The following is a 25,233-nucleotide window of genomic DNA, read 5'->3' on the forward strand; positions in this document are numbered from 1 at the left end:
AAATATCGGGTTTATGAGATGCCGAAACAATAAAATCCCTCCCATAGGTAGTATAAGATGAGGTACCCGAGCCTAAATTTCCAACCCATTTCACAATAACTTGATAGAGATGTTGTTTCATTATTTCTTTCCTTTAAAACCCCAGATAATACTCAGCAGAGTAGGACATTATCATTTTGAATTTTTGCAAATTTCAGACAAAATCTGACCGCTTGTTTGCTCTCTCACTTCGTTTTCACTACTGCCAAATCTCCCCTAATCCCTCAAGGCTCAAAGAGGGGGATTAGATCGGGAGAACTTCCTATTCATCTGAAAAATTAAAAATCATTTTGAAGAACTTCGATATTTAATCTTCATCTGAACCAGTTCCCCTCTTTAGCAAAGAGGGGTTAGGGGAGATTTGGCAGAAGCTATTTCCGAAGAAATTACGCTATTTTTCTTCTGCTTTTATCTCACTCAAATACTGATAAATTGCTTCCACTACACCATCAATATTTGTCATTACACTATGATTATCAAATCTCATCACCGTAAAACCGAGAGAATTTAGCTCCGTATCTCGTAAACGATCTTTTTCTTGATAATCCGGCTCATAATGCTGGCTACCGTCTAGCTCAACCACTAACTTTGCTTTCAAGCAATAAAAATCCACAATATAACTTAAAAGGGGCTTTTGTCGATTAAAGTGAAATCCTAACAGCTGATCCCGATTTATCCTGTGCCATGACTTACGCTCCGCTTCCGTTTGTGTAGAGCGTAATTTTTGCGAAAGTGGTTTGAGATCTCTTGAGTAAGGTTTCATCGTTTTAGTTAATTATGCTCTTTGTCATCACTTCTGCCAAATCTCCCCTAGCCCCTCTTTGCTAAAGAGGGGGATTAGATCGGGAGAACTTCCTATTCATCTGAAAAATTAAAAATCATTTTGAAGAACTTCGATATCTAATCTTCATCTGAACCAGTTCCCCTCTTTAGCAAAGAGGGGCTAGGGGAGATTTGGCAGAACCTATTTCCGAAGAAATTACGCTATTCTTCTTCCGCTTTTATCTCACTCAAATACTGATAAATTGCTTCCACTACATCATCAATATGAATAATCTGTTTAAAATGCATCCAACTCAATTCGAGACGCACTGCGTCACGATTTGGAAACGTTTGGCGAACTTGGTTTTTCGCCTGTTCGATAATTTGGGCGATGGTGAGGATTAAGTTGTCGGTGGTGGTTTGAAGATTATTCATCTTTTAGTTCCAAATACTTTAATTTTTCACCACTTGGTACTACAAATAAGTAACCTTATTATTCTCCATATTAAAGTTTAATACTTTAGCATTACGTAATTTATTGATAATTTTGATTACTAATTTTTCAGCCTCTTCCCAATCAAGAGATTTCAAATCCGTCTGGTTATACACATTATTACGTAATGTAAGTAAATTATTAGGATAATGTTTTAATTCAGTTTTAGTCATATAAGACTGGTATTGCAAAAAGGCTTGTTCAATCAATATTTTTCTACTATCACTTTTATACTCTATAGAATTTAAATAAATTACTTTATTATTTTCTATTTTAATCAAGCCAGCTGAAATAAGTAAATTAACCACTTTTTGTATTTTCTGTATTTCTTTACTTTTATCCAGTGCTTTTAGGCAAGTTTTGTTATGGATATTATTTCGCAAACTTTCTAACTTAGAAGGAAGATTGGTCACATTAATTCCAGCCATAAAATTAACATACTCATTAAATGCCTGTTTTATAGGTTCTTCCTCTATCGTTATTGATTCATTAGGCTTAATTTCTTCAATAATAGGAGTATGTCTAACGCAAACTCTTGAGTTTTTCTGCTGCTGAATAAATGAACAAACCCCGTCATAGCCTTTATCTTTAGAAAAAATATGAAACTCAACATTTTTATCTACCGTCACATCCAACTTACCTAAATAATAAGCGATATGAAAATCCACATTATTTTTCGCAATATCTTTTACTGTAATCAATGTAATCTGTAATTCATCATTAAATTTTTCTGACAAATGAATTTCTGTTTGATTACTTGATGCACCAATAAATAGAAAAATACGGTTATATTTTTGTAATTCTAAACCATCTAGAGAATTTAAATTCTCATAATCAATAAAAGCATACTTCATATTTTCCCTTAGATACCAAAACTAAAAGTGCGGTCTTTTTATGTAAATTTTTAGTGAAATTCGACCGCTTGTTATTTTATTTCTCACTTCGGTTTCACTTCTACCAAATTTCCCAACTCCAACACCACTCTCTCATCTTCCAATACCAACGCAGGAATACCGATATAACCATTTGCTTTGGCGTGATCAAAAGCAGGGTGGCGATCACGCAATCTGAGAAACGGTTTAAAATTTGCACCGCTTTGGGTAATATCCACAGCTTCGTAGTCCACGCCTAAACGTTGTAATTCAGCAACAAACGGGGCGGTGTCGGGGCACCAATGGGCAAAGTATAAAACTGGTTTAGTCATGATATTATCCCTTCCTATTTTTTTATCTCTTGTTGCACCGCTAATGCTGTTGGGTTTGGTGTTGGTTCAGCAATTTTCGTTAGACGATTGCGATCCGTATGATGGAACGGTTCAGGATAATTCGGGATAATCATTACTGTATCTTGTTCGTAAGACCAAGTGCCGTCATCATTGATTTTTACCTTAATGGTATAGCTTTCTGTGGTAAAGTTTTGCTCAATAAATGGGTTTGAAATAATACCGTTTGTCAGTGAACCTCTTACTGCCTTTACGGTAAATTCTTTCGCATCAGCCGGTGCATTCCCTGTCGCCATTACCGTTTGCCCGCGCGGAATACTTAAAGTCAGAATAATATTACCGGTTGCAGGCTCCCATAACCAATAACCGACCTGATCGTGAAAAGTTTCCACTTCGTTCGGTTGAACAATACGTGTGTGATAACGTAAACCGTAGAATAACTGAGGACCGTTGGTTTGCGCATCAATAGGTTGCAATTCATAACGCTCTAGATAAGGATCTTTTTCCGGTCCTTCCGCTTTTGGATTAATATCCAAGCCTCGCTTCCCTTCCCAAATTCCAGCCATCGCAGCAAGCGGTCCTAAATTTGCTAAGGTATTTACATCAGGCTCTGCTTCGGTATAAATATCCGTCGGATATTGATAATCTTTCATTGTATTATCCTCATTAAGCTAAAGTGCGGTCTGTTTTTTGACAGTTTTGCAGAATTATTTTTTACAACCCGGGAACCCTAACGCTTCACGGCTTGCGTAGTATGCTTCCGCCACGCCTTTGGTTAAGGTGCGAATGCGTAAAATGTAGCGTTGGCGTTCGGTCACAGAGATCGCTTTGCGAGCGTCGAGTAAGTTAAAGCTGTGTGCGGCTTTTAAGATACGTTCGTAAGCCGGTAATGGTAACGGTTTTTCTAGTGCCAATAATTCTTGCGCTTCTTTTTCGTATTGATCGAAGCAGTAGAATAAGAAATCCGTATTCGCATATTCAAAGTTGTAAGTAGATTGCTCCACTTCGTTTTGGTGGAACACATCGCCGTAAGTGGTTTTACCAAGCGGACCGTCCGACCAAACAAGATTATATACGCTGTCCACGCCTTGAATGTACATTGCTAAACGCTCTAAGCCGTAAGTGATTTCGCCTGTTACCGGTTTACACTCTAAACCGCCCACTTGTTGGAAGTAGGTAAATTGGGTGACTTCCATACCGTTTAGCCACACTTCCCAGCCTAAGCCCCAAGCCCCTAGCGTTGGGTTTTCCCAGTTGTCTTCCACAAAACGAATGTCGTTTTGCGTTGGGTCAAAACCTAGCATTTTCAGGCTGTCTAAATAGAGTTCTTGAATGTTATCTGGTGATGGTTTGATCACCACTTGGAATTGATAGTAGTGTTGTAAACGGTTCGGGTTTTCGCCATAGCGACCGTCAGTCGGGCGACGTGAAGGCTGAACATAAGCAAACGCCATCGGCTCAGGGCCTAAGGCACGCAAACAAGTCATCGGGTGGGATGTACCCGCACCGACTTCCATATCGAATGGTTGAACAACGGTGCAACCTTGGTTCGCCCAATAATCTTGTAGGGCTAAAATCATACCTTGGAAAGTTTTCACGTTAAATTTCGCTGTCATTGTCTTTTTCCTAAAAATTCATTCAAAAATGCGGGCTATTATAGCCGACAAGCGGTCAGATTTTGGGAATTTTTTGCAATTTATAAAGAAAAAGAGCAAGGTTTTTCGCCTTGCTCTTTGATAGAAAATAAAATTATGGAGCCGGGTAGAAGGTATTTGACCCCGGGCCGACCGGTAAACCGAGTACGAATACCCAAATGAAGAAGAGTAATGTCCAACCGACAAGGAATAAGAAAGAGTATGGAATCATCATTGCCATGAGGGTTCCGACACCGGTATCTTTCTTATAGCGCACTGCAACAGCCATAATTAAACCGAAGTAGCTCATCATTGGCGTGATGATATTCGTTGATGAGTCTCCGATACGGTATGCCGTTTGAATAATTTCAGGCGCATAGCCGACTAACATCAGCATCGGCACAAAAATCGGTGCGGTTAATGCCCACTGTGCGGAAGCCGATGAAATCATTAGATTAATGAACGTACAGATGAAGATAAATCCAATGAAGAGTAATGGACCGGTTAGTCCTAAATCCGTTAAGAGTTGTGCGCCTTTGACTGCCACAATTGAACCTAAATTCGTCCAACCGAAAAAGGCTACAAATTGTGCGGCAAAGAAGACCAGTACAATGTACATTCCCATTGAGCCCATGCTGCTAGACATCGCTTTCACCACATCTTGATTACCTTTCATGGTGCCCGCCACACGTCCGTAAATATAACCCGGAATCGCAAAGAAGATAAAAATGAAGACGACAATACCGTGTAAGAATGGTGAACCCGCAACTAATCCAGTTTTCGGATTACGTAAGATACCGTCTGCCGGGACAACAGACCAAGCCAATAGTAATGAAAAAATCAGCATGGCAACGCCCGCCCATACTAAGCCTTTTTTCTCTTGAGCGGTCAGTTTTTCGATTTTATTGTCAAGAACAGAGGTGTCAGAGGCATCGTTTGGATTATATTTACCTAATTGAGGTTCAACAATCTTCTCTGTCACAAAGTAACCGATACCGGACACCAAGAAAGTACTGATAAACATAAAGTACCAGTTCGCCTCAGGACCAACCACATAGTTTGGATCGATTAAACGAGCCGCTTCTTGGGTAATCCCTGAAAGAAGAGGATCTACGGTACCAAGCAATAAATTTGCACTATACCCGCCTGAAACCCCGGCAAAGGCAGCTGCCAAACCGGCAAGCGGATGACGACCTAATGCATGGAAAATCATTGCCGCTAACGGAATCAGCACGACATAGCCAAGTTCTGCAGCAGTATTTGACATCACCCCTGCAAATACCACCGTAAAGGTCACTAATTTTTTCGGTGCACCGATCACCAAACCGCGCAGCGCTGCCGAAATCATGCCTGACGCTTCGGCGATTCCGACGCCAAGCATGGCGACCAAAACCGTTCCTAAAGGCGCAAAACCTGTAAAGTTTTTCACCAAACTACTGACCATATAAGCAACACCTTCGGCACTTAATAGGTTGCGCACTTCAATTGCACCTTTTGCCGCAGGGCGCGGGTCTTGAACACTCACACCCATGGAAGACAAAATGGCGGAAATAATGATCAAAATACAGCACATGATCATAAATAGGATAATTGGGTGTGGGAGAAGATTACCCAGCCACTCAACGCCTTTCAGAAATCGCTGAATGCGACCTGATTTTACTTGATTTTCTGACATAATTTTTTCCTTATTGAAATAACCCTACATTTAAAGCAAGTTAGATTATTTCACAACTTCTTAACATAATTCAGAAAACAAGCAAAGATAAGTTAAAATTTACACAGAAATGTGATCCGGATAACAAAAAAAGAAGCAAAATAGTGCGACTTATTTGGCAACAGGAATACTGATTGATAGAATGCAATCTCTGATAATGCTACTAAGGAGCCGACTATGAATATCCCGTTCTGCTTACCTGAAAATATTACTCCCGAAGATTTTTTGCAAAATTATTGGCAAAAACGACCGCTTGTAATTCGCAACGGCTTGCCGCAAATCGTCGGATTATTCGAGCCGGAAGATATTATCGACTTCGCGCAGGAAGAATATGTCATCTCACGCTTAATCGAAACCCGCCAAACTGAAGAGGGTGAAGAATGGTCGCTCAAGCGTAGTCCGTTAACCGAAGAAGATTTTCAAAATCTGCCGGAACGGTGGTCCGTACTCATTCAAAATTTAGAACAGTGGTCGCCTGAACTGGGTAGTTTATGGCAAGCATTCGGTTATGTACCGCAATGGCAACGTGATGATATTATGGTCTCTTATGCACCGGCCGGCGGTTCTGTCGGTAAACATTATGACGAATACGATGTTTTCCTTGTACAAGGTTACGGTCATCGCCGTTGGCAGCTCGGTAAATGGTGTGATCCGAGCACCGAATTTAAACCTAACCAGCCTATCCGTATTTTTGACGATATGGGCGAAATTATTTTTGACGAAGTGCTTGCACCGGGTGATGTACTCTATGTGCCATCACGTCTGTCGCATTACGGTGTGGCACAAGATGATTGCTTAACTTTCTCATTCGGATTACGCTATCCAAGTGCGACTGATTTACTTGCCAATCTTTGCCAAACCATCGAATGTCAAGTTGACGGTTTACCGACATCACAATTTACCGTGCCATTACGCCTCACTCCGTCAGTACAACCGAATGCATTGCTTACCCCTGAAGTCGTAGCTAATTTTAAACAACAAGTGATCGACTTGTTACAAAACTCCGATCAATTAGATGCCTTGTTTACCCATAGTGTTGCCGTTGCAGCAAGTTCACGCCGTTATGAACAACTTTCCAACGAAAATGAATATTATCCGGATGAAGTCCAAGACTTGTTAGAAGCCGGCGGTTGGGTACAGCAAGATGCAAACGTGAAAATTCTCTATACCGAAACTCCATTACGCATTTATATCAACGGTGAATGGATTGATGAACTCAGCGAAGCTGAATCGAAGTTATTAATCCGTATTGCAAACGGAGATGCGATTTCTTGGAATAAATTGGCATCAAAAGTGGAAAACCAAGACGAACTCGAACTATTGTTAGACAGCCTATGTGATTGGTTAGATAACGGTTGGATCGTATTGGAAGAAGGGGAATAACACCCTTACCTTTTAACCAAAAAGCCTTTGAAAACAAAGGCTTTTTAATTAATAACGGCTGATTTCGAGAAGATTACCGTCAGGATCACGCAAATAGATCGAATGTATCGTACCAACTGCACCCGTTCTTTGTACAATACTGCTTTCGGGAATGATATGATGCCGAGCCAAATGGTTCAGTACCTCATTTAAATCCGTTGTGGTAATAAAACATAAATCCGCACTGCCGCAAGTTGCGACTTTGGCATTTGGTTTTACCTCATCACCTTTTTGATGCAAATTAATTTTTTGTTGCCCAAAAACGAGCGCTTTCCTATTTTCTCCGAAAGTAACCAGTTTAAAGCCTAAAACCGTAGTGTAGAATTCAATACTACGTGCTAAATTCGCTACGGTTAAAACCAAATGATCCAAATGTGATATATTAATCATACGCCCTTCTTAAAATAAAAGCGTTATACAACAAATCCCACGAGCTTGTACACCTCAGCCAATGTTGCTTTGGCGCGTACACGTGCTTTTTCAGCTCCTTCGCGAAAAATCTTTTCGAGTAACGCTTCATCTTGGCGATAATGGTTATAACGTTCCTGCAATTCGGTTAATAAAACTGAAACCTGTTCTGCCACTTCGGTTTTTAAGTGGCCGTACATTTTGCCTGTAAACTCCGATTCAAGTTGCGCGATGGATTTCCCCGTTACCGCAGAGAGAATATCCAATAAATTGGATACACCCGCTTTATTTTGTACATCATAACGCACGACTGGCGGTTCATCGCCATCGGTCATCGCCCTTTTGATCTTTTTCGCAACCGCTTTCGGATCTTCTAATAAGCCAATCACATTGTTGCGATTATCGTCCGATTTAGACATTTTTTTAGTCGGTTCAAGTAACGACATCACGCGCGCACCGGCTTTAGCAATAAAGACTTCCGGGACCTGAAAGACGGGTTCAATCACATTACCTTCCGAATCTTTCTTACCGTATAACGCATTGAAACGATTGGCAATATCACGGGTAATTTCTAAATGTTGCTTTTGATCATCACCGACAGGCACTTGGTTAGCTTGATACAACAGAATATCTGCCGCCATCAACACAGGATAAGTAAATAAGCCGACATTCACATTTTCTTCATAACGTGCCGATTTATCTTTAAATTGGGTCATTCGCCCCATTTCACCAAAATAGGTGTAACAGTTTAAAATCCATGCGAGTTGAGTGTGTTCAGGTACATGGGATTGAATAAAAATCGTGCTTTTTTCAGGATCGATGCCGCAAGCAAGATAGATCGCAAGCGTATCCAACGTCGCCTTCCGTAATGTTTGTGGATCTTGGCGTACCGTGATTGCATGAAGATCGACAATACAAAATAAGCAGTCATAATCGTCCTGCATTTTCACCCATTGGCGTAACGCCCCGAGGTAGTTACCTAAACTCAGTTCACCCGAAGGCTGCACGCCACTAAATACAATTGGTTTGGTCATATTATTGTTCTCTGTTTAAATTAAGATTTGTGATTACAAGCGGTCGGATTTTGGCAGAAATTTGCAAATTTGCCAAATCTAATTACGGATTAAATTCGCCAGTAGGAGAATGGTTATGCCGGATTCGGAGTAAAGAAGAATACCGGAGAAGATTGTTCGTGTTTTCCTAAAGCCATGAACCGACTCCGTATCGCCAATGCAAATTGTCGATACGGCATCGGAAAACGAGAGCTGAAATTTATACGTGCTTAAGCATTGTTGATAATATCCAAAATCTCAGCAAAATCGTCACAAATATAATCCGGATTAGATTCGCTGATTGGGATATTGTAGTTATAGCCGTAAGTGAGCCCTACACTGGCACAACCCGCAGCTTTTGCCGCCAAAATATCATTTTTGGAATCACCGACAAACAGTATTTCGTACGGATATAAACCGAACTTACCACACAAGTAATAAAGCGGTGCCGGATGCGGCTTAATCACAGGGAGAGATTGACCGCCTAAGGCTTCGGAAAAGAGATGGTCGATTTTAAATGCCTTGAGAACAGGCAGAACATGTTTGGTCGGTTTGTTAGTCACTACCGCAAGAATATAACCTTCCGCATGTAATGTTTCCAATGTTGATTTTACATTAGGATAAAGCACGCTGATGTTACACACGTTTTCGCCGTAAAAATGCCCGAAGCGGCGTTTGATTTGTGCGATTTGCACTTCACTGAATTCACCGGCTCTACCGGTCCATTCCAATCCTTTGGCAAACAACACATCGGCGCCATTGCCAATCCAAGTCAATACCTGCTCTTCCGGCGCTTGAGGCAAACCGACTTCGGCAAAAGCGGAATTAAGAGAAAGAGCCAAGTCAGGCAAGCTGTTGACAAGCGTACCGTCCAGATCGAAACCGATTAATTTAAACTTTTGAGCCATCATAAATTACACTACTATTGATTAAGCATACTCAAATGAGCTTCGGCTTGCACTTTATAAGAATCAAATTCCGAGTCCAAAATCTGTTCAAGCCAATACTTCGCATTTTCCTGATCATTTTCAGCTAACGAAATCCGAGCCAACAATAGTTTGGTTGAATCGTGATATTTTGCAATTTTTTCGAAAAAATACACCGCTTGTAAGTTGGTTTTGGCCAACGCAATGTTTTCCTCAAAAATATTTTCAAGCTGAATCTGTGAACCTGCACACCCTTTTTCTGCTAAAGGTAACCAAACATCAACCGCTTGTTGGAAATCACCCCGCTTCATGGCGACGTTTGCATCTTCCCATGCTTCGGCAACAGGATCCGCGTATGCGGAGAGTGCCAAACATAAACTAAAAAGCCAGGTAGTCCTTTTCATCATTTCTCCTTAAAATACGATGAGTTAGAGCATTCTTTGTTTTTTGAATCTGGTTTTTATTAATTTGGTTTTTTATTCAATTTATAAGCGAATACGATAATGATAATACCACCAATCACCATTGGTAAAGAGAGCAATTGCCCTCGGGTAACCAGATCTGAGGCTGTATTCACATTCGGATCAAATTCGCGGAAATATTCTACAATAAAACGGAAACTGCCGTAACCTAATAAAAATAATCCGGCGACCGATCCCATCGGGCGTGGCTTGCGAATAAACCAATTTAGTATTAAGAATAAAACCAATCCCTCTAAAAACGCTTCATAAAGTTGTGACGGATGACGCGGCGGGCTGAATGAACCGTCCGGGTACTTTTCGACCATTGCCCAAGGCACATCCGTAACGCGCCCCCACAGCTCGCTGTTAATAAAATTACCAATACGTCCCAAACCTAAGCCGAACGGAATCAACGGCGCAGTAAAATCTGCCGTCTGCCAGAAATTGCGATTTTGACGTCGGGAGGTCCAAATCATTGAGACAATCACCCCGATTAAACCGCCGTGGAACGACATCCCGCCTTCCCAAATACGAAAAAGATAGAGCGGGTCTTGCAGGAAATAATCGAAATTATAGAAAAACACATCTCCGATTCTTCCGCCTAACACCACACCTAAAAAGCCATTAAACAGGAGTTGGTCGACTTGTTCTACACTCCAAACACCATTAGAATTTTTCGCACGACGGGTTCCCAACCAATAAGCAAAGCCGAAACCAAACAGATACATCACGCCATACCAACGTAATGTGATTGGACCGGCACTGAAAATTATCGGGTCGATTTGCGGAAAAAGTAAAAACTGTTCAGTCATATATCCTCAAACTATTTAAAAAACATATTCATTGCAATCAACATTAACATCACAGCAAAGGCTTTCTTCAAGATTGGCACCGGCAAAACATTCGCCGCGTTCGCACCTAGTTTAGAGGTAAAGAAAGAGGTCAAAATAATGCCTAACAATGCAGGAAGATAAATATAACCGATGGAATAATCCGGTAAATTCGGGTTATTAAACCCACTCACAATGAAGCTGATTGTCGCAGCTATGCCAAGTAAGCAGCCACAAAAAGACGATGTACCGATTGCGCGTTTTAGTTCTACACCGCGACCGTTTAAAAACGGTACGATAAAAGCTCCGCCGGCAATACCGGCAAAACTGGATAGTACACCGATAATACCACCGGCGATAACGATTGATTTGGTGGTCAGTGGCTTTGTATGCGTTTTAGGCTTGAGTGACAATAACATTTTGGTCGCCAAAAACAGCACCATGACCGCAAAGATCTTAGACATAATTTCTTTCGGTAAATCACTGACAACCAATCCGGCAAGGAACACGGCAATCATCAATGACGGTACGAAATACCTCACCACACTCCAATCAACGTTACCCAGCTTATTATGACGTTGTGCCGCAGAGAACGTGGTCACGACTATCGTAGAAAAAGAGGTTCCCAACGCCATGGACATCAACAAATCATGAGGCACACCGACTTTAGGCAGCAAATAAACTAAAACCGGTACGATAATTAATCCGCCGCCGATACCGAATAACCCGGCTAAAAAACCCGCTGCCGCACCTAAAGCCAAACAACTTAAAAAAACCTCAACCATCTTATCTTTTTCCTTTATTTATTCGATAAGGTTTGCGCTGTTCGCGTTTGTCCGGGCGAATGTCCCGTTTTTCCGACTTCAGCTCTTCTTTCATCACCTCTGCCTTTTTCGTTTCACTCATTAATACTTGCGCAAATTCTTTCATCACTTTGCGATACACATCGCGTTTAAATGAAACGACTTGACGTACCGGATACCAAAAGCTAACCCAACGCCAGCCGTCAAATTCCGGCGTTTTACTCGCTTTTAAATTGATAAAACTTTCATCGCTGACCAGCTGTAGCAAAAACCAACGCTGCTTTTGCCCGATACAGACAGGTTGAGAGCTTTCCGTACGCACCAAACGCTTCGGCAATTTATACCTCAACCAATATTTAGAAGCCCAGAGTAATCGTACATCTTTTTTGGATAAACCGACTTCTTCATAGAGCTCACGGTACATTGCTGTTTCAATGTTTTCCCCCTCGTTAATCCCCCCTTGCGGGAACTGCCAAGAGTTCTGACCAAACCGTTTTGCCCATAGAACTTGTCCCTGTTTATTGCAAATTACGATACCAACATTTGGGCGGTAACCATCAAAATCGATCAATTCAGACCGCCTTCTTTTAAAAATGATAATATGGTCGTGGATTGTTTCATACTTCACGCATTTGAACAACAGAAAGCTAAAAACAAGCGGTTGGTTTTGCTCGAAATTTTGCAAATTGTGAATAACTCTGTGGATAAGTTGAATATTTGTTGATAACTTTTTGTGAACAAAGCATTAATGCCTTGATCTGAGATAAGATCGTAGGATCAGCTCAAATTCGATCTGTTGAGGTCAAACCTGTATAGATACACATTTAACTGCCGAATTAATTCACAATCTTGGATAAATTTTCTGCTATTGCTAAATTTTGCTAAACTTATTCACATTTGAAAGCCATTTATCCCCATCAAATGTGGATAACTGTGTGAGAGATCTTGAAAATGATCGTGTATAAAGAAAAATAAGATTATCTTTCTATAAATTTAATCAATAAAAACAAATAATTAGTTATCAAGAAAAAATGGGGAAAAATGATGTTTGTTTTTTAATCTGAAGAAAGTTTGTGCCAATTTACTCATTTCAATATAAAACGGGGTGCATTTCTCTGCACCCCATATTCATTACAATACCGCTAAAGCTGCATCATAATTCGGTTCTTGTTTAATTTCCGGCACTAATTCGCTGTGTAAAACTGTATTATTTTCATCTAATACAATCACAGCACGAGCCGTTAAGCCGGCTAGCGGCCCGGTTGTAATATCTACGCCAACAGCTTGATGGAAAGCATGATGACGGAAAGTCGATAAGGTTTGAACGTTTTCAATCCCTTCAGCACCACAAAAACGCGCTTGGGCAAAAGGAAGATCCGCTGAAATACATAGCACAATCGTATTATCCAAATCCGCCGCCTTTTGGTTAAACACTCGGACTGAAGTGGCGCAAACACCGGTATCAATACTTGGAAAGATGTTGAGCACTTTACGTTTACCGGCAAAATCCGATAATGCAATGTCTGCCAAACCATTATTTACCAAGGTGAAATCGGCAACAACATCACCGATTTTTGGAAATTGTCCCGTGATTTTGATTGGATTACCAGCTAATGTAACTTGATTCATAAATACCTCTGTCTGTTTGAGTGATAAAGATTTATGCAATATAACGATTTTTTAACAAAATGGAAATCGAAATAAAGCGTCTAGGAATGTGTTTATCCTTTGGATATTTGTGTTTATCTCCGTTATACTTTGCGCCAAATTTTTGCGCAAAGGTTAAGATATGTTAAAGATTCTCCGCACTATTATCGTCTCATTACTCGCGATTTTAATTTCGATTGTCGGCACTATTTATGCGTTAATTCGTCTCCGCCATCCAAGTAGCGTCGGTGTTGTAGCCAAAATGTTCGGTGCATTACATCCGTTATTCGGGATTAAACTGATTACCCGCCCGAAACCCGAAATTACCCAACCGGCAATCTATATCGGCAACCATCAAAATAATTACGATATGGTAACGATTGGATCGATGGTACCGCCACGTACAGTAAGCATCGGCAAAAAAAGTCTGATTTGGATTCCGTTTTTCGGCTTAGTTTACTGGGCTACAGGTAATATTTTTATTCATCGAGAAAAACGCAGCAGTGCGATCAACACCATGAATATGGTCGGTGAAATCATTAAACAGCGCCAAGTTTCCGTTTGGATGTTCCCGGAAGGTACCCGTAGCCGCGGACGGGGTTTGTTACCGTTTAAAACCGGCGCATTCCATACCGCCATTGCTGCCGGTGTACCGATTGTTCCGATTGTCTGTTCAACCACCCATAACAAAATCGATTTGAACCGCTGGAATAACGGTGTGGTGATTTGTGAAACACTTGATCCGATCGATACTTCAGGTTATAACCGCGAAAATATTAAAGCGTTGATCGAAAAATGCCATAACGCAATGCAAACTAAATTAGCTGAATTAGATCAAGAAGTTGCTGAACTTGAACGTACATAATATGAAAATTTCCCGTCGACAATTTCTCAAACGCACTTCCCTAGCCGGTGTCGTAGCCTTGGCGCCAAAACCACTTTTAGCGAAAGAACGTGCAGCATTAAGTATTCCCCCACTCATTGATATCGGTCGGGGACGCCCGATACGATTAGATTTTCGTGCTGCACAAGCACAATTTGATAAAGGGAAACTAGTCGATGTTTGGGGAGCTAACGGGCGCTATCTTGCACCGACAGTACGAGTAAAATCCGGTGATTTCGTCAGACTCACCTATATCAACAGTTTACCCCAAGCGATCAATATTCATATTCAAGGCTTACTTGCACCAACAGAAATGGTGGGCTCCGTTCAACGAAAATTGGAACCCTCAACAAGTTGGTCACCGATTTTATCGGTCAATCAACCTGCTTGTACCTGTTGGTATCACGCCGATACCTTATTTAATTCTGCTTTCCAAGTTTATCGCGGTTTGGCAGGATTTTGGTTTATTGAAGATAACGAAAGTCGCAAGGCGCAGTTACCGAATCAATATGGCGTGAATGATATTCCGTTAATTCTGCAAGATCAGCAAATTAATAAAAACGGTGTACAAGTGCTTAACACGCAATCTTCCCAATTTTTTGGCAAACGATTATTTGTAAACGGGCAAGAATCCCCGTATTTCAATGCGCCGCGTGGTTGGGTTCGGTTACGTCTGGTCAATGCCTCTTTATCACGGACTTATGATCTCCGCCTAGATAACGGTAAACCGCTATACCAGATTGGTACGGGACTAGGTATGTTTGCAGAACCTATTGAAATGGAGCACATTTTATTAGCTCCATCGGAACGGGTTGAACTGTTAGTCGATCTCAATGACGGTGAAAAAGTCTCCTTAATGAGTGGTGAAGAACGAGGTTTCTTTTACTCTGTCGGACAGTTTTTCAGTGATGACAACGACTTGCAGGATAATGTCGTGCTTGAACTACGTCCCGAAGGATTACCTTCGGCACTTAATACAACACCGCAGCTTCCGCCGTTTAATTTAGAACAATTTGCCTTAAAAGTAACAACCGAACGCAAACTTACGTTGCGTCCGACAGATCGATTGATCAACCAACAACGTTTCGACCCGAAACGAATTGATTTTGAGGTAGAAAAAGGCAGTGTCGAGCGTTGGTATATCCGCAGTAACGAAGCCATCGGCTTCACTTTGCAAGGAGCAAAATTTATTATTGAAACCCGAAACCGTGAGAAAATGCCACATAACCAGCTCGCTTGGCGCGATACGGTCTGGATCGAAAAAGATCAGGAAGTCACGCTATTGATTAAATTCGAACATAGTGCTTCTGAGAAATTACCTTTTACTTTCGGCGTTTCCGATTTGATGCTGAAAGACCGAGGTTGCCTCGGTCAATTTACGGTGAGTTAAGTTACAAGCGGTCGGATCTGTACGACATTTTGCAAAAAATTTGCAAAATGTGATGGCATTGTTACTTTTTCTCACCATTCACTGATAAAATATGATGGTTTTGTTCCGTTAAACCGATAGGAAAAACTATGAATACAGAATATTTAGATTTTGAATTACCGATTGCAGAACTTGAAGCAAAAATTGAAGCACTTCGTTCCGCGGTAGGCAATGACGATAAAATCAATTTGGATGACGAAATTGCACGTTTACAAAAGAAAAGTGAAGAACTAACTAAAAAAACATTCGCTGATCTTGATGCGTGGCAAATCTCTCGTATGGCCCGCCATCCTAGCCGTCCATACACGCTAGATTATATCGAACGTATTTTCACGGAGTTCGACGAGCTTGCCGGTGATCGTGCTTTTGCAGACGATAAAGCGATTGTCGGCGGTATCGCCCGTTTAGACGGTCGCCCCGTGATGATTATCGGTCACCAAAAAGGTCGTACGGTAAAAGACAAAGTGAAACGTAACTTCGGTATGCCGGCACCGGAAGGTTACCGTAAAGCATTACGTTTAATGCAAATGGCAGAACGTTTTAATCTACCGATTATTACCTTTATTGACACGCCAGGTGCCTATCCGGGTATCGGTGCGGAAGAACGCGGTCAATCGGAAGCCATTGCCCGTAACTTGCGTGAAATGTCTACGTTAAAAGTACCGGTAATTTGTACTGTTATCGGTGAAGGCGGATCAGGCGGTGCATTAGCCATCGGCGTGGGCGACAAAGTGAATATGTTGCAATACAGCACCTATTCGGTAATTTCGCCGGAAGGCTGTGCATCTATCTTATGGAAAAGTGCAGAGAAAGCGTCAACGGCGGCAGAAGTGATGGGATTAACCGCTCCGCGCTTAAAAGAGTTAGAATTGATTGATAATATCGTACCGGAACCTTTAGGCGGCGCACATCGTGATTACGATGAGATGGCAGCAAATTTAAAACAGCGTTTAATTGATGATTTAGCCGATTTGGCACCTCTCGATCAAGGTTCGTTGCTTGATCGTCGTTACCAACGATTAATGAACTACGGCTATTGCTAATTAGAATCAAAGAGCGGTCTTTTTACCGCTCTTTTTATCTGATGATGCATAGAAAAAAGAAATTCTGTGGGGAGAAATAGCATGAAATCAATCAATCATATTTTCTTTGTCGGCATTTTTTGTGCCGGTTTAATCGCCCCCGCCGTTGCAGAGCAATATCAATTCCGCTTCAGTCTTGAACCGACTGATAATACACAGGAAATCCCTCAAGTTACTCTCACAGATAATATCACCGTAAACGGACAAACGTTAACCGCATTTAACGTATCATTTCCCAATGTAATAAGCGACCAAAACGAATGGCTTAATTTCACTGCGCGAGCTGTGACTACCAAAGCCAAACCTCATATACTAAGTCGATTGCAGTTATATGCAATGCCCAACGGCTCAGTATTAGTGCCGAAAGATTGGCAATTAATCAACGGAGGAATCGGAGCCAATGGTTCTGTATCTTATAGCTTTGCGCCGACTCAGGGCGACGGTTATCTGACGTTTTATGATACGTCTGCTTGTATAGGTTGTGCGCAAAGTGCCGCATCCGTCTTTTTCCCTGAAGCGTATAAAGACGCTCAGGAAAACGGTTTTCTAGCTTATGATTCGACGAACGTGCCGATAACAAGCGTACGTTTAAAACCGAATTTAATATCTTACAGCGTAGAACAAGGCAAACAACGCTTAGACGGCGTTGTCTACTACAACGCAGATGACGATTTTCCTTTCTGGAAAGCTGAAATCAGCTTACCAAGCCAAGATCAAGATCTCGCCAATCCGTTACTTAATCAATTTATCAACAAGAGTGAAAAATAAGCATAATGAAAAATATTTTATCCATTCAATCTCATGTGGTTTACGGCTATGCCGGTAATAAATCAGCAACATTCCCTATGCAACTACTCGGTGTTGATGTATGGGCGTTAAATACCGTTCAATTCTCTAATCACACTCAATACGGTAAATGGACAGGCATGGTAATCCCCAAAGAACAGATCGGTGAAATCGTACGAGGTATCGATGAAATCGGCGCACTGGAAAAATGCAATGCTGTTGTATCGGGTTACATCGGTTCGGCTGAACAAGTTGAAGAAATCGTTAATGCTTTCAACATAATCAAACAACGTAACCCCAAAGCAATTTATCTATGCGATCCGGTGATGGGACATCCTGATAAAGGCTGTATTGTTGCAGACGGTGTAAAAGAAGGATTAATCAACCTTGCTATGGCACAAGCAGATATTATTACACCCAATTTAGTCGAATTACGCGAACTCACCGGATTAACCGTAGAGAACTTTGAACAAGCTCTTGAAGCGGTTAAACTCATTTTAAGCAAAGGCCCGAAAAAAGTATTGGTTAAACATTTGAACCGCGTCGGTAAAGATCCAAGCCAATTTGAAATGTTACTCGCCAATCAAGAGGGTATTTGGCACATTAGTCGTCCTTTACATCCCTTTGTAAAAGAGCCTGTCGGTGTAGGTGATTTAACTGCAGGGCTATTCCTCGCAAATCTGCTTAACGACAAATCAGATTTAGAGGCTTTTGAACATACCGCCAATGCGGTTAATGCCGTAATGGAAACCACCTATCAACACGCTAGCTATGAGCTACAAATTATTGCCGCACGTGACCAAATTATTAGCCCGAAAAGTCATTATAAAGCAGTAAAAATCGCTTAATCTCTGTTTGATTTCAAACATTTCTCTTCTTTCTCGCTCACAAAATTCCCATTTTGTGAGCGAGATCGCAAAAATCAGTCGCATTCTCTGCTATTGTTCCTCTAATTTTATTTACAGAAGGAACCTTGTCTATGAAAAAATTGATTAATGATGTTGAGCATGTTTTAACAGAGCAATTAGCCGGTTTAGGATTAGCTCACCCTAAATTAAAGATTCATACTGATCCGATTTATGTTACCCGTACTGATGCGCCTGTTGCCAATAAAGTTGCGTTAATTTCAGGCGGTGGAAGCGGACACGAACCAATGCACGCCGGTTTTGTCGGACAAGGTATGTTAGACGGTGCTTGCCCCGGTGCCATTTTTACCTCTCCAACGCCCGATCAAATGTATGAATGCGGTTTAGCCGTCGATAGTGGCGAGGGTATATTACTGATTATCAAAAACTATACCGGTGACGTCCTTAATTTTGAAACTGCGGTCGAATTGTTACACGGTGAAGGCAGAAAAGTCGGTGCAATTTTGATTGATGATGATGTAGCCGTAAAAGACAGTCTCTATACCGCAGGACGCCGTGGCGTAGCAAATACCGTATTGATTGAAAAATTATTGGGCGCCGCTTCCGCTCAGGGACTCGATTTAGATCAACTGGTCGAACTCGGTCATAAATTAAATAACAACGGCCACTCTATCGGTATTGCCCTTGGTGCTTGTACTGTACCTGCCGCAGGTAAACCCTCCTTCACTCTTGCTGAAAATGAAATGGAATTTGGCGTCGGTATTCACGGCGAACCGGGAATTGAGCGCCGTACTTTCAAAAATCTCAATGATACCGTCGATCAAATGTTCAATACCCTGATTGAAAACGGTAACTATCAACGTACCATTCGCATATGGAATCGTGAGACAGGTGAATGGCAGGAACAAATTCAGCAAAAAACTGCCCTACAATATGGTAACCGTGTTATTGCGATGGTTAACAATCTCGGTTCAGTACCGGTTTCAGAACTTTATGGTGTTTTTGCCCGTTTACAACACAATTGTGAACAATTCGGACTACGCATTGAACGAACTATGATTGGCTCTTTCTGTACCTCGTTAGATATGCAAGGTATATCGATCACCCTGTTAAAAGTAGATGATGGTGATCTCGGGCTGTTTGATGCACCGGTAAAAACACCGGCATTGCATTGGTAATTTGGCATAAGGAGCTTTGATGGAAATTAGTAAATCCAATATTCTCCGCTGGTTAGAACGCTGTGCGGAGAAATTTAATCAACATCAGCAATTTTTAACCGAACTGGATACCGCTATCGGTGATGCCGATCACGGCTTAAATATGCAACGTGGTTTCAGTAAGGTAACGGAAAAATTGCCGACGGTTGCCGATAAGGATATCGGCACCATTCTAAAAACTGTCGGTATGACATTACTGTCCAGCGTAGGAGGAGCAAGCGGTCCCTTGTTCGGTACATTTTTTATGAAAATGGCACAGTCTACTACGAATAAAGAGAGCCTGACGTTTACCGAATTTACCCAATCGTTGGAAGAGGGAGTAAACGGGATCGTCGCTCGCGGCAAAGCCGAAATCGGTGATAAAACGATGTGTGATGTCTGGTTGCCCATCATCGCGCAGCTAAATACAACGGCAGATCTCACTCAAGCCGTTTCCATTGCTGACAGAGCATTGGAAGGAACCATTCCGCTCCAAGCCAAAAAAGGGCGGGCCAGTTATCTGGGTGAACGTAGTATCGGGCATCAAGATCCGGGAGCGACTTCGGCAAACTTGATGATCCACGCATTAAATGAGGTAATCAATGGTTAATGTAGTATTAGTTTCTCACTCTTATCAACTTGCTTGTGGCGTTGCCGAATTGGCAGAACAGATGAACCGGGGCTGTCAAATAGCGATCGCTGCCGGTATGTCTGAGCCGGAAAATGCGATCGGTACTGATGCCGTGCGTATTTTAACGGCAATAGAACAGGTTTACAGCCCTGACGGCGTAGTGGTACTGATGGATCTCGGCAGTGCTTTATTGAGTGCAGAAACGGCATTGGAATTGCTTGATCCTGAAATGACTCCGAATATCAAGCTCTGCTCTGCACCATTAGTTGAGGGTACTTTAGCTGCGGTTGTTGCCGCATCCAGTGGAGCCGGTTTGTCAGAGGTTATTACAGAAGCCGAAAATGCATTGAATGCTAAGCGTAGCCAGTTGGGAAGCGAGCCTGTTCAACAAACAAAAGAGGAAAAACTGCCGTCTGATTCCGCTCTGTCATTCGATTGGATTATTAAAAATCCACACGGTATTCATGCTCGTCCAGCCGCCAAAATTGTTGAGGCAATTAGTCCTTTTCAAGTCCAAGTATGGTTAAAATGCGCGCAACAGTTTGCCAATGCCCGTAGCTACAATCAACTCATTCAGCTACAAGTACGTGCCCAACAAGCGATCCGCTTTTATGCCGAAGGAGAAGATGCCGAACAAGCGTTGAAAGCTTTAGAGCAATTAGCAACACACCATTTTGGTGAAGCGATTAGGGTTATCGATACGAAAAAACAACAAGGTATCTCGATTTTTCCGGATGAAATTGAAGGACAAGCGGTCTGTTTCCGTCAAAATTTTGCAAAAAATGGCGCCAATCGTACCGCTTGTATCAGTTTAGCTGAAGCCATTGAACTCACTCAAACACAGCTTGAAGTATTGGAAGCAAATCCGAAATTGGACGAAGATTTCCGTTTTCTGTTCCAAGCTCATCGTCTTTTATTAAACGAAATGCAGGAAGAAATTGAAGCCCTGAGTAAGTCCCAAAACGTATTTGAAGCCTGTGAACAAGTGTTCGGTACATTAATGGAGCAATACCGACAACTTGATGACCCTTATCTGCAAGCCAGAGCGATAGATGTGGAAGATTTAGCCCATCGCTTACTTGCCAATTTGCAAGGTATTGACATTACCTTACCGGCATTACAACCGACCGACTTGCTATGCAGTGACGATCTCTATCCGTCAACGCTGGTTGGCTTGCTCAATCGCCCGTTCTTAGGTATCTGTTTGGTATACGGTTCAGAATTCTCTCACGCCGCACTAATCGCCAAAGCGCTACAGATTCCAATGGTAATACAACTCGGTGAAGGTTTGAAACAGATTACTAACGGGGATCACATCAAACTTAATTGGTTAGACGGAACGGTTGAAGCCTTTTAAACACAAAACAGCAGTGATGACGCAAAATAAAATCCCTCTGACTTTTTCAAGTCAGAGGGATTTATCTATTCAAAGGTAATAATAAGCTGATGTTCTACTTATTCTACTTACTCTTCATCCATATCCATACCGGCATTCAGTAAGGCTGCAAGGTTATGTGTCGCTTCATCGGCAACAAAACTTTGTGTTTCTGCTTCGATATCTTCTGCACTTGCGAAAGCTGAAGCTGCCGATTGCTGCACATTGAACATAGATACAGGCTCATCCGCTACACGTTTTTTCGAACGGTTTTGATGATAAGCAAAACCGGTACCCGCCGGGATTAAACGACCGACAATGACGTTCTCTTTTAAGCCACGTAATTCGTCACGTTTACCCGCAACCGCTGCTTCGGTAAGCACTCGAGTAGTTTCTTGGAACGATGCCGCAGAAATGAAGGATTCTGTCGCAAGTGATGCTTTGGTAATACCGAGCAATTCACGTTCAAATTCCACTTCCGGTTTGCCTTCAGCAATACGTTTGCGGTTGGCGATTTTCACTCGCGCGACTTCCACTTGCTCGCCTTCTAAGAACTCAGAATCGTAAGCTTTAGTGATCACACCTTTACGCAACATTTGACGCACGATAACCTCAATGTGCTTATCATTAATTTTTACCCCTTGTAAGCGGTAAACTTCTTGCACTTCGTTGACAATATAGTCGGTTACAGCATGAACACCACGTAAACGCAAGATATCATGCGGTGTTTCCGCCCCGTCAGAGATCACATCACCGCGTTGTACCATTTCGCCTTCAAACACGTTGAGCTGACGCCATTTCGGGATCATTTCTTCGTAAGTATCACCTTCGGTCGGAGTGATTAACAAGCGGCGTTTGCCTTTGGTTTCTTTACCAAATGAAACGATACCTGAAATTTCCGCAAGGATGGCCGGTTCTTTCGGTTTACGGGCTTCAAATAAGTCTGCAACGCGTGGAAGACCACCGGTAATATCCTTCGTCGCCGTGGATTCTTGTGGAATACGTGCTAGCGCTTCACCCACAGAAATTTCCGCACCATCGTTTAAAGTTACAATCGCTTTACCCGGCAGGAAATATTGTGCAGCAACATCGGTACCATCGATTAAGATTTCTTTGCCTTTCGCATCAACTAATTTTAATGCAGGACGTAAATCTTTACCTGCTGTTGCACGTTCACCCACATCCTGTACCACAACGGAAGACAAGCCGGTTAGTTCATCAGTTTGACGAGAAACGGTTAAGCCGTCTACGATATCACTGAATTTAATGAAACCGCTCACCTCAGAAATGATAGGCATGGTATGCGGATCCCAGTTTGCAACTACTTCACCAGCATTGACCTCTGCACCGTCACCTTTAGAAAGTACCGCACCGTAAGGTACTTTATAGTTTTCTTTAGTACGACCGAATGCATCGATTACCGTTAATTCTGTATTACGTGATGTTAATACTAATTTACCTTCTTTATTGGTCACAAATTTTGCGTTGGTTAATTTAATCGTACCCGTATTTTTCACTTGGATACTTGACTCTTTCGCCGCCGCAGATGCCGCACCACCGATATGGAACGTACGCATCGTTAACTGTGTACCCGGCTCACCGATTGACTGTGCCGCAATAACACCGATTGCTTCACCTTGGTTGATTAAATGACCACGAGCAAGATCACGTCCGTAACATTTCGCACACACACCGAAGTCAGTGTTACAGGTTACTACTGAGCGAACTTTGATGACATCAACAGATTCACGGTCGATCACATCACACCATTTTTCATCAATTAAGGTGTTACGTGGGATTAACACTTCTTCTGTACCCGGTTTGAATACGTCCTCTGCTACCACACGACCTAATACACGATCACGCAATGCTTCTTTTACGTCACCACCTTCGATAAGTGGGGTCATCACGATACCTTCGTGTGTACCACAGTCATCTTCTACAATCACTAAGTCTTGTGCCACATCAACTAAACGACGGGTTAAGTAACCTGAGTTTGCTGTTTTTAATGCGGTATCCGCAAGGCCTTTACGTGCACCGTGGGTTGAAATAAAGTACTGAAGAACGTTCAAACCTTCACGGAAGTTTGCAGTAATTGGGGTTTCGATGATCGAACCGTCTGGACGAGCCATCAAGCCACGCATACCCGCTAACTGACGAATCTGTGCCGCAGAACCACGCGCACCAGAGTCCGCCATCATAAAGATGCTGTTAAATGACGCTTGTTTTTCAGGATTACCTTCACGGTTTAACACTTCTTCCGTGGATAAATTTTCCATCATCGCTTTGGCAACACGTTCGTTAGCCGCTGCCCAAATATCGATCACTTTGTTATAACGTTCACCCGCAGTTACAAGACCGGAATTAAACTGTTCCTGAATTTCTGCGACTTCGTCTGCCGCTGCAGAAATGATTTCGTATTTCTGTTGCGGAATAACCATATCATCGATACCGACAGAAGAACCTGAACGAGCCGCATAAGCAAAACCGGTATACATAATTTGGTCTGCAAAAATTACCGCTTCTTTTAAACCTAAACGGCGGTAGCTTTCATTGATTAATTTTGAGATCGCTTTTTTGCCTAAGGTTTGATTGAACAGTGCAAACGGCATACCTTTCGGTGCAATCATCCATAAGATCGCACGACCGATTGTGGTATCCACTAAGCTACTTTGCGAGTCATAGCCACCTTGTTCATTTTTGCTGTATTCGGTTACACGTACTTTTACACGGGAATGTAATTCCGCTTGACCTGTACGGTAGGCTTTTTCCGCTTCACGTGGATCAAGGAAGTACATACCTTCACCTTTACCGTTCACTTTGTCACGGGTCATATAATAAAGACCGAGAACCACGTCTTGGCTTGGTACGATAATCGGATCACCGTTTGCCGGTGAAAGTACGTTGTTGGTGGACATCATTAACGCACGTGCTTCTAACTGTGCTTCAAGCGTTAATGGAACGTGTACCGCCATTTGGTCACCGTCGAAGTCCGCGTTGAACGCCGCACACACAAGTGGGTGTAACTGGATAGCTTTACCTTCAATCAACAACGGTTCAAACGCTTGGATACCCAAACGGTGAAGTGTTGGTGCACGGTTAAGCAGGATCGGGTGTTCACGGATAACTTCAGCAAGAATATCCCATACAATCGGATCTTCACGCTCTACCATTTTCTTCGCCGCTTTGATCGTTGAAGCAATGCCACGGCTTTCTAATTTAGAGTAGATAAACGGACGGAATAATTCCAACGCCATTTTTTTCGGTAAACCACATTGGTGTAAGCGTAGGTATGGACCTACGGTGATTACTGAACGACCGGAGTAATCTACACGTTTACCTAATAAGTTTTGACGAAAACGACCTTGTTTACCTTTGATCATATCCGCAAGTGATTTTAATGGACGCTTGTTCGAACCCGTAATCGCACGACCACGACGACCGTTATCTAATAACGCATCAACCGATTCTTGTAACATACGTTTTTCGTTACGCACGATAATATCCGGTGCGATTAAGTCTAAAAGACGTTTTAAACGGTTGTTACGGTTAATAACACGGCGATATAAATC

Annotated in this window: 25 protein-coding genes and 1 pseudogene; 10 read left to right on the forward strand and 16 right to left on the reverse strand. The window is 42.1% G+C overall.

Annotated features, from left to right (window positions below):
- Positions 1-430 precede the first annotated feature (430 nt).
- The 7 genes from ACEYJ7_RS10080 to ACEYJ7_RS10110 all read right to left on the reverse strand — a co-directional run bounded on the left by ACEYJ7_RS10080 (position 431) and on the right by ACEYJ7_RS10110 (position 5,825).
- On the reverse strand, positions 431-802 hold the full coding sequence (locus ACEYJ7_RS10080) for an endonuclease domain-containing protein (RefSeq protein WP_373778969.1): 372 nt from the start codon (positions 800-802) through the stop codon (positions 431-433).
- Positions 803-1,023: 221 nt separating this feature from the next.
- Complete coding sequence (locus ACEYJ7_RS10085; protein ID WP_373778970.1) at positions 1,024-1,236, reverse strand: hypothetical protein; 213 nt, start codon at positions 1,234-1,236, stop codon at positions 1,024-1,026.
- Positions 1,237-1,275: 39 nt separating this feature from the next.
- Positions 1,276-2,148, reverse strand: a complete 873-nt coding sequence (locus tag ACEYJ7_RS10090; RefSeq protein WP_373778971.1) for a PIN domain-containing protein — start codon at positions 2,146-2,148, stop codon at positions 1,276-1,278.
- 83 nt (positions 2,149-2,231) lie between these two features.
- Entirely contained in the window at positions 2,232-2,498 is a 267-nt protein-coding gene (locus ACEYJ7_RS10095; RefSeq protein WP_373778972.1) for a hypothetical protein, read from the reverse strand.
- 14 nt (positions 2,499-2,512) lie between these two features.
- Entirely contained in the window at positions 2,513-3,169 is a 657-nt protein-coding gene (locus tag ACEYJ7_RS10100) for an FABP family protein (RefSeq protein WP_373778973.1), read from the reverse strand.
- A 54-nt stretch (positions 3,170-3,223) separates the two neighbouring features.
- Complete coding sequence (gene glyQ, locus ACEYJ7_RS10105) at positions 3,224-4,132, reverse strand: glycine--tRNA ligase subunit alpha (RefSeq protein WP_373778974.1); 909 nt, start codon at positions 4,130-4,132, stop codon at positions 3,224-3,226.
- 133 nt (positions 4,133-4,265) lie between these two features.
- A complete protein-coding gene (locus tag ACEYJ7_RS10110) occupies positions 4,266-5,825 on the reverse strand; it encodes an AbgT family transporter (RefSeq protein ID WP_373778975.1) in 1,560 nt (519 codons plus the stop codon).
- A 216-nt stretch (positions 5,826-6,041) separates the two neighbouring features.
- On the opposite strand from ACEYJ7_RS10110, the gene ACEYJ7_RS10115 reads away from it, so the two are divergent.
- On the forward strand, positions 6,042-7,247 hold the full coding sequence (locus tag ACEYJ7_RS10115; RefSeq protein ID WP_373778976.1) for a JmjC domain-containing protein: 1,206 nt from the start codon (positions 6,042-6,044) through the stop codon (positions 7,245-7,247).
- Between the two features lie 48 nt (positions 7,248-7,295).
- Here ACEYJ7_RS10115 and ACEYJ7_RS10120 read toward each other — a convergent pair whose 3' ends face one another.
- The 8 genes from ACEYJ7_RS10120 to tpx form a co-directional block, all read right to left on the reverse strand.
- Positions 7,296-7,676, reverse strand: coding sequence for a VOC family protein (locus ACEYJ7_RS10120; RefSeq protein ID WP_373778977.1), 381 nt, complete (start codon positions 7,674-7,676; stop codon positions 7,296-7,298).
- Between the two features lie 23 nt (positions 7,677-7,699).
- Positions 7,700-8,728 carry a tryptophan--tRNA ligase gene (trpS, locus tag ACEYJ7_RS10125; protein WP_373778978.1) on the reverse strand — a complete coding sequence of 343 codons (1,029 nt, stop codon included), beginning with the start codon at positions 8,726-8,728 and terminating at the stop codon, positions 7,700-7,702.
- A gap of 248 nt (positions 8,729-8,976) precedes the next feature.
- Positions 8,977-9,654, reverse strand: coding sequence for a phosphoglycolate phosphatase (locus ACEYJ7_RS10130; protein ID WP_373778992.1), 678 nt, complete (start codon positions 9,652-9,654; stop codon positions 8,977-8,979).
- A 14-nt stretch (positions 9,655-9,668) separates the two neighbouring features.
- Complete coding sequence (locus ACEYJ7_RS10135) at positions 9,669-10,076, reverse strand: hypothetical protein (RefSeq protein ID WP_373778979.1); 408 nt, start codon at positions 10,074-10,076, stop codon at positions 9,669-9,671.
- A 59-nt stretch (positions 10,077-10,135) separates the two neighbouring features.
- Positions 10,136-10,945 carry a prolipoprotein diacylglyceryl transferase gene (gene lgt, locus ACEYJ7_RS10140; RefSeq protein ID WP_373778980.1) on the reverse strand — a complete coding sequence of 270 codons (810 nt, stop codon included), beginning with the start codon at positions 10,943-10,945 and terminating at the stop codon, positions 10,136-10,138.
- Between the two features lie 11 nt (positions 10,946-10,956).
- Positions 10,957-11,748: a sulfite exporter TauE/SafE family protein gene (locus ACEYJ7_RS10145; protein WP_373778981.1), complete on the reverse strand. Its 792-nt coding sequence runs from the start codon at positions 11,746-11,748 to the stop codon at positions 10,957-10,959.
- A gap of 1 nt (position 11,749) precedes the next feature.
- A complete protein-coding gene (gene rppH / locus ACEYJ7_RS10150) occupies positions 11,750-12,337 on the reverse strand; it encodes an RNA pyrophosphohydrolase (RefSeq protein ID WP_373778982.1) in 588 nt (195 codons plus the stop codon).
- Positions 12,338-12,897: 560 nt separating this feature from the next.
- Positions 12,898-13,395: a thiol peroxidase gene (tpx, locus tag ACEYJ7_RS10155; protein WP_373778983.1), complete on the reverse strand. Its 498-nt coding sequence runs from the start codon at positions 13,393-13,395 to the stop codon at positions 12,898-12,900.
- Between the two features lie 160 nt (positions 13,396-13,555).
- On the opposite strand from tpx, the gene ACEYJ7_RS10160 reads away from it, so the two are divergent.
- The 9 genes and pseudogenes from ACEYJ7_RS10160 to ACEYJ7_RS10200 all read left to right on the forward strand — a co-directional run bounded on the left by ACEYJ7_RS10160 (position 13,556) and on the right by ACEYJ7_RS10200 (position 21,643).
- Positions 13,556-14,278, forward strand: a complete 723-nt coding sequence (locus ACEYJ7_RS10160; protein ID WP_373778984.1) for a 1-acylglycerol-3-phosphate O-acyltransferase — start codon at positions 13,556-13,558, stop codon at positions 14,276-14,278.
- A 1-nt stretch (position 14,279) separates the two neighbouring features.
- Complete coding sequence (locus ACEYJ7_RS10165) at positions 14,280-15,686, forward strand: multicopper oxidase domain-containing protein (RefSeq protein WP_373778985.1); 1,407 nt, start codon at positions 14,280-14,282, stop codon at positions 15,684-15,686.
- Positions 15,687-15,814: 128 nt separating this feature from the next.
- Entirely contained in the window at positions 15,815-16,768 is a 954-nt protein-coding gene (gene accA, locus ACEYJ7_RS10170) for an acetyl-CoA carboxylase carboxyl transferase subunit alpha (RefSeq protein ID WP_373778986.1), read from the forward strand.
- Positions 16,769-16,849: 81 nt separating this feature from the next.
- Positions 16,850-17,575, forward strand: coding sequence for a DUF4850 domain-containing protein (locus ACEYJ7_RS10175; protein WP_373778987.1), 726 nt, complete (start codon positions 16,850-16,852; stop codon positions 17,573-17,575).
- A gap of 5 nt (positions 17,576-17,580) precedes the next feature.
- Positions 17,581-18,441: a pyridoxal kinase PdxY gene (pdxY, locus tag ACEYJ7_RS10180; RefSeq protein WP_373778988.1), complete on the forward strand. Its 861-nt coding sequence runs from the start codon at positions 17,581-17,583 to the stop codon at positions 18,439-18,441.
- 131 nt (positions 18,442-18,572) lie between these two features.
- Complete coding sequence (gene dhaK, locus ACEYJ7_RS10185) at positions 18,573-19,637, forward strand: dihydroxyacetone kinase subunit DhaK (RefSeq protein WP_373778989.1); 1,065 nt, start codon at positions 18,573-18,575, stop codon at positions 19,635-19,637.
- A gap of 19 nt (positions 19,638-19,656) precedes the next feature.
- Positions 19,657-20,265: a dihydroxyacetone kinase subunit DhaL gene (dhaL, locus tag ACEYJ7_RS10190; RefSeq protein WP_373778990.1), complete on the forward strand. Its 609-nt coding sequence runs from the start codon at positions 19,657-19,659 to the stop codon at positions 20,263-20,265.
- Positions 20,258-20,653: pseudogene (gene dhaM, locus ACEYJ7_RS10195) on the forward strand (dihydroxyacetone kinase phosphoryl donor subunit DhaM); the annotation flags it as partial. The gene dhaL and the pseudogene dhaM, both read left to right, overlap by 8 nt.
- Positions 20,654-21,643 carry an HPr family phosphocarrier protein gene (locus tag ACEYJ7_RS10200; protein WP_373778993.1) on the forward strand — a complete coding sequence of 330 codons (990 nt, stop codon included), beginning with the start codon at positions 20,654-20,656 and terminating at the stop codon, positions 21,641-21,643.
- 107 nt (positions 21,644-21,750) lie between these two features.
- Here the strand turns inward: ACEYJ7_RS10200 and rpoC are convergent.
- On the reverse strand, positions 21,751-25,233 hold a 3,483-nt coding region (rpoC, locus tag ACEYJ7_RS10205; protein WP_373778991.1), incomplete at its 5' end, for a DNA-directed RNA polymerase subunit beta'.

The sequence above is a fragment of the Glaesserella sp. genome, from assembly GCF_041814905.1.
In the GTDB taxonomy this organism is placed as follows: domain Bacteria; phylum Pseudomonadota; class Gammaproteobacteria; order Enterobacterales; family Pasteurellaceae; genus Glaesserella.